The organism is Pseudomonas sp. B611, assembly GCF_055407965.1.
In genome coordinates this window covers 1-969 of record NZ_JBUZST010000047.1, presented here as the reverse complement: position 1 = coordinate 969, position 969 = coordinate 1, and the positions used below count along the sequence as shown (strand labels likewise).

The window sequence follows — 969 nt, the reverse complement described above, 5'->3', positions numbered from 1 at the left end:
TCCTACGAGCATGACAACGGTTTCGTACGGGTTGTGCGCCGTGGTGAGGCGGTCTGGAAGTACGAGCACAATGATCAGGGCGATGTCACGCGTAGGACGGATCCAGACGGCAATACCACGGACTACAGCTACAACAAACACGGGCAACTGACCGGGGTTTGGTACCCGGACCACAGCTGCCATCGGCTGGTCTGGCATGAGCGCGGGCAGCTGCTTGAGGAACAACTGCCCAATGGCGGTATCAAGCGCTATCGCTATGACGACGTTGGCCGCCAGGTTGCGCGCGAGGATGAACACGGTGCGCTGACCCAGTACCAGTGGGACAGCGTGGGTCGGTTGATTCGTGTGGTCCTGCCAGGCGGTGCAACGCGGGAATACAGCTACAACCCCTACGGAAAAATCACCGCCGAATGCGATGAATTGGGGCATGTCACCCGCTACGAATATGCGGATGGATTACACCTCATCAGCCGGCGGATTAACGCCGACGGCACACAAGTCAAATACCGCTACGACAACGTGCGGTTACTGCTGACCGAGATCGAAAACGAAGTCGGCGAAATCTATGCATTGCAGTACCACCCCAGCGGCCTTATCCAACAGGAAACCGGCTTCGACGGCCAGCGCACGGCCTACGTCTACGACCTCAACGGCAACCTGCAGGAAAAAACCGAACACGGCGATGACGGCAGTCAGCTAATCACCCGTTATGAGCGCGACTTCGCCGGCCGCCTCGTACGAAAAACCCTGCCCGACGGCGGAGTTGTGGATTACACCTACGACCGCCAAGGCAACCTCCTGGGTGTCGAAGACGGCCACTGGTCATTGGCCTACGAATACGACCGACAAAACCGCCTCACCGCCGAACACCAAGGCTGGGGCACCTTGCGCTACGGCTACGACGCCTGCGGCCAACTGCAACACCTGCGCCTGCCCGACAACAACCGCATCACCTTCAGCCACGACAAG

General features: G+C 59.3%; 1 pseudogene. It reads left to right on the top strand.

Annotated elements, in window-relative coordinates:
- Positions 1-969, top strand: a pseudogene (locus ACZRMO_RS30205) (type IV secretion protein Rhs); the annotation flags it as partial.